The following is a 3682-nucleotide window of genomic DNA, read 5'->3' as shown; positions in this document are numbered from 1 at the left end:
TTCGGTCGCGATTTGGGGCGCAAAGGGCTTCTCGGCAAGAATCGCAGCTGAGGGATGATGCCTGCGACCTGCGGGTTCAAGGGAGCGGTGCGGGGGCGGCGGAGAAGCCTGCCCGGCCATGAATTACCGTGGAAGGAACGCGTTGGGAGTCCGGCACGCTCCTTCCACGCGGGGATTTATCGATCGGGAGTCGTCGAGCTTTCCGTGGCTACTCGTAGTGGCCCCTGCACGATATGACGAACAGCTCGTCCCCCTCCACGCGGTACACGAGCCTATTGGAATCGTCGATTCTGACACTGCAGATGCCGGGGCCACGGTGCCGCAGGATTTCGGCTTTGCCCATGCGCTCGCCACGCGTAATCGCCTTTAGGAGCTTGTTGATCCTCTTGAGCGTTTTCTTGTCCTGTTCTTGCCAGTAGACGTACTCGTCCCAGGAGCTTTCGTTCCAAGAGATAATCATGGCCTACGCCTCGACGAGCTCGTGCTGGAAGCGATTGCCATCCTTCATCGCAAAATAGCGCCGCTCCATCTCGTCGATGAAATCGGCCTTGTCCATGACGACCTCGGGTGCCTGTACGCGTTCGACCGCGTCGAAGGGCAGGCCGCGGTGCATGACAAACTGCTTTGCGAACATAGAGAACGCCGTGTTGACGCTCATGCCCAGATTCGATGCGATACGCTGCATTTCATCGCGCGTGTCTTTGTCGATGCGGACTTTCAGCTCGACTGTTGCCATAACATACCTCCCGTTCGATTGCCATATACCCTAAGTATACCCATGATGGGTGTATATATGGGTACATACTGTGCTCTTCGACGCGGTGTCGATGTACCGGCGTTTTGGATATTCCGCACAAAATAGGATGTCCCAATAATTGGGATTTGCTGCAAACGCGCTGGTAGAACCGCATGGAATCGAAATGCGCACAGGTTGAGGGCATGGGATGGATGCCTACAATGGAGGAAGGGGCGAAGAGACGGCCGCGGGTGCCGGCGCCCGGCGGGAGGACGCTGCGAACGTGGGAGGGAACGCCGTGCAGAACACGGGTGCGCAAAGCGCGGGAACGCAAGGCGCGGGAGCACGGGACGGGGCGGTGCCGGGCGCGGGGGAGCATGCCGCGCGGCGTCGCATGTTCGGCCGCCGCGACCTGTGGGCGCTCGCGGCGGCCCTGGCATTCTTCTGGCCGTCGGTCCACCACGAGGTCATGTTCCCGGTGACGATCATCTACCGCCATGCGGAAAGCGCGTTCCCGTTTCCCCTCCACGTGCTCTATCTGGTGCTCGTGCTGGCGGTGGCCGTAGCCGTGGCCGTCGGGATGCGCCGCGCCGTTCCGCGGCCGTCTTGGGCGTATGCGTGCGGGCTGCTCGGAGGGGCGGGCGGCTTTCTCATCCTGCGGGTGACCTTTGACCAGAGCCTGCCCCAGGCGCTTGCGGCGGGTGTCGCCATCGCGTGCTTCGCCGCCTATGTGGGAGGCTTTTTTGTGCTCGTCTTTGCGCAGCTCAGCCGCCTTGAACCCCGTCCGGCTCTGGTGGCGGTGCTCGTCTCGTACGCGGCGTTTTGCCTGCTGCGGCTGGTGGAGTGCTCGACGGGGCTGCGCGTGCCCGCAGGCGTGGCGCTCTTCCCCCTGGTATCGGGCGTGCTGCTGGCCCGCGTGCGCGGCGACGCGCTCCAGCCCGACGCCGTCCCGTCCGAGGCTGCGCGGGCCGACAGCCCCCAGCCCGGCGAGACCCCGCGTCCGGCGCCGTTCGCGTGCTTTCTGCCCTGGCCGCTCATCGGGGCCTGCGTCGCCTTCATCTATCTGGCCGTGATGGGCACGATTGCCTTCAACCTCCAGGCGTCGTGGGCGGAGCTTCCCAGCTCACGGGTGTACATCTACCTGTTCAACGGTATCGCGTGCGCCTTGGCCCTGGTGCTGTGCGCGCTGGTGCGCGACGCGCGGCTCCTCATGCCCTGCGTGTTCTCGCTGTTCGCCCTGTACTTTGTGGCAGCCATCGCGGTGTCGCTGTTCCTCTCGTCGGACACGTTCAACTTCGGGAGCAGCCCGCTCATCGGGGTCAAGCTGGCCTTCGGCGTGCTGCTGCTGGTGGTGTGCGCCAAGGCGTGCAACCCGCGCCGCCGGCACGCGGCCCCGGTCGGCGTCATGGCCGTCGGCTGGCTCGGGGCGGCGTTCGCGGTGCCGGAGTTCGTCTCGTCGTACCAGCTGATGGCCGAGCGCTGCGCCGGCGCGCTGCCGGGTTTTGCGGAGGTGTTTTTGGTCGCCGCCGGGGCGTCGCTGGCGGTGATGACCGTGCTGGTGGTGTTCCTGCTGGTCCAGCTCATGCGCGCCCACGGTTCCGCCGACCGCCGCATCGAGGCGCGCGACAGCGCCGACCAGCAGGGCTTTGAGGACCGCATCCAGCGCGAGCTGGGCCTGACGCCGCGCGAGGCCCAGATCACCTACCTGCTGTGCCGCGGCAACAACGCCAAGGCCATCGCCAAGCTGGCGTTCATCTCGGAGTCCACGGTCTACACCACCATGAAGCGCATGTACCGCAAGCTCGGCATCCACTCCAAGCAGGAGCTCGTGGACCTGGTGATCGCGCGCGTGGGGCGCGTGGGGTAGCGGCGGGCGCAGAAGCCCGGGCGGAGAAACCCCTTAGCCCAGCAGCCGCGCCTGCTCGTCGAGCAGCTCGGCGTCGAAGCGCACAAAGGCGCGGGTCATGAGGGCCACGCCGCGGTAGAACTTGGTGCGGCAGGTCTGGTCCACGGCTCGGCAGAAGACGTCGATCCAGGCGGCCAGGTGGCTGTGGAGAAACTCCCGCTGGACGTCCACGCAGCGCAGCGCCTCCTGCCGGTCCTGCGCCTCGAAGGCCGCGGCGGCGCGGTCGGCCATCGTCGCCATGAACTCGCACTCGAACGAGAGGTGGTCCTCGGGCACGTTGAGCGTGGCGTCGGGCAGCACGCCCTCCTTGAGCATGGCCTTGTAGACGCGGTCGCGCGAGGGGCCCATGAGCAGGCCGGACTCGTCCAGGTACACGCTCTCGTAGGGCACCGCGCGGGCCTCGGCCCTGCCGGCGCCGGCCGCCAGGAACGTGTGCGCGTAGTCCACGGCGAGCTCCTCGCGCGTCGACGAGTTCACGTGGCGCAGGGCGCGCTCGATCTCTTTGGCGCCGCGCGCGAGCTCCTCGTCCAGCTCGGCGAAGGACGCGTAGTCCACCGCGGCCAGCGTGCGGATCTGCTCCTCGGTCAGCTCGGTGAAGTAGAGCGACCCCAGCATCCGGTAGACCTGGGCCCGCAGCGCGCAGGCAGTTGCAAACTCGCTCTGGCCGGCCTGCGCGCACTTCTCGGCCTGCCCGTCTTTCTCAGCCTGCTTGTCCATCGCGTTCTTCTCCATGGGCGCCTTCCTCGTTGGATGCCGGGTGTCTGGGCAAGAAGCCCAGGCGGGGAGGCCCGGGCGGCGGCGGGACCGCCGGGCCTCCCCAGGTGTGTTGTTCTCAAAACGGACGTGCGTCCGGGGCGCCCCGCGTGCGCGTCCGGCATGCGGGGCGCCCGGTGCCTGCGCGCGGTTTTACGCCTCGGGCTCGCAGAGCGTGTTGCTCGCGTTGGTGTCGTGGCTGGCCTCGGTGCCGTGCCACGCGCAGTACTTGGGCGAGAGCAGGTAGATCGTCGTGGGGTGGTTGCCGAAATCCTCCAGCTGGTGCA

General features: G+C 66.8%; 4 protein-coding genes. 1 reads left to right on the top strand and 3 read right to left on the bottom strand.

The window, feature by feature from the left end:
• Positions 1–208 precede the first annotated feature (208 nt).
• Complete coding sequence (locus ACI38Z_RS03745; RefSeq protein WP_439788847.1) at positions 209–460, bottom strand: Txe/YoeB family addiction module toxin; 252 nt, start codon at positions 458–460, stop codon at positions 209–211.
• A gap of 3 nt (positions 461–463) precedes the next feature.
• On the bottom strand, positions 464–736 hold the full coding sequence (locus ACI38Z_RS03740; protein ID WP_439788846.1) for a type II toxin-antitoxin system RelB/DinJ family antitoxin: 273 nt from the start codon (positions 734–736) through the stop codon (positions 464–466).
• A 298-nt stretch (positions 737–1034) separates the two neighbouring features.
• Between ACI38Z_RS03740 and ACI38Z_RS03735 the strand changes: the two genes are divergently transcribed.
• The gene (locus ACI38Z_RS03735; protein ID WP_439788845.1) at positions 1035–2603 is read left to right on the top strand and encodes a helix-turn-helix transcriptional regulator; all 1569 of its coding nucleotides are present in this window, start codon (positions 1035–1037) and stop codon (positions 2601–2603) included.
• Between the two features lie 33 nt (positions 2604–2636).
• On the opposite strand, the gene ACI38Z_RS03730 is transcribed toward ACI38Z_RS03735, so the two are convergent.
• A complete protein-coding gene (locus ACI38Z_RS03730; RefSeq protein WP_439788844.1) occupies positions 2637–3374 on the bottom strand; it encodes a TorD/DmsD family molecular chaperone in 738 nt (245 codons plus the stop codon).
• Positions 3375–3682: the final 308 nt, after the last annotated feature.

This window comes from Parafannyhessea sp., from assembly GCF_051876455.1.
Classification (GTDB): Bacteria; Actinomycetota; Coriobacteriia; order Coriobacteriales; family Atopobiaceae; genus Parafannyhessea.
Note: the sequence above shows the minus strand (reverse complement) of the source record. Positions and strands in the feature narration are given on the sequence as shown.

Excerpts from the sequence above, each read along its gene's own strand:
- ACI38Z_RS03745 (WP_439788847.1), bottom strand. The coding sequence starts at position 460 with ATGATTATCTCTTGGAACGAAAGCTCCTGGGACGAGTACGTCTACTGG.
- ACI38Z_RS03740 (WP_439788846.1), bottom strand. The coding sequence starts at position 736 with ATGGCAACAGTCGAGCTGAAAGTCCGCATCGACAAAGACACGCGCGAT.
- ACI38Z_RS03730 (WP_439788844.1), bottom strand. The coding sequence starts at position 3,374 with ATGGAGAAGAACGCGATGGACAAGCAGGCTGAGAAAGACGGGCAGGCC.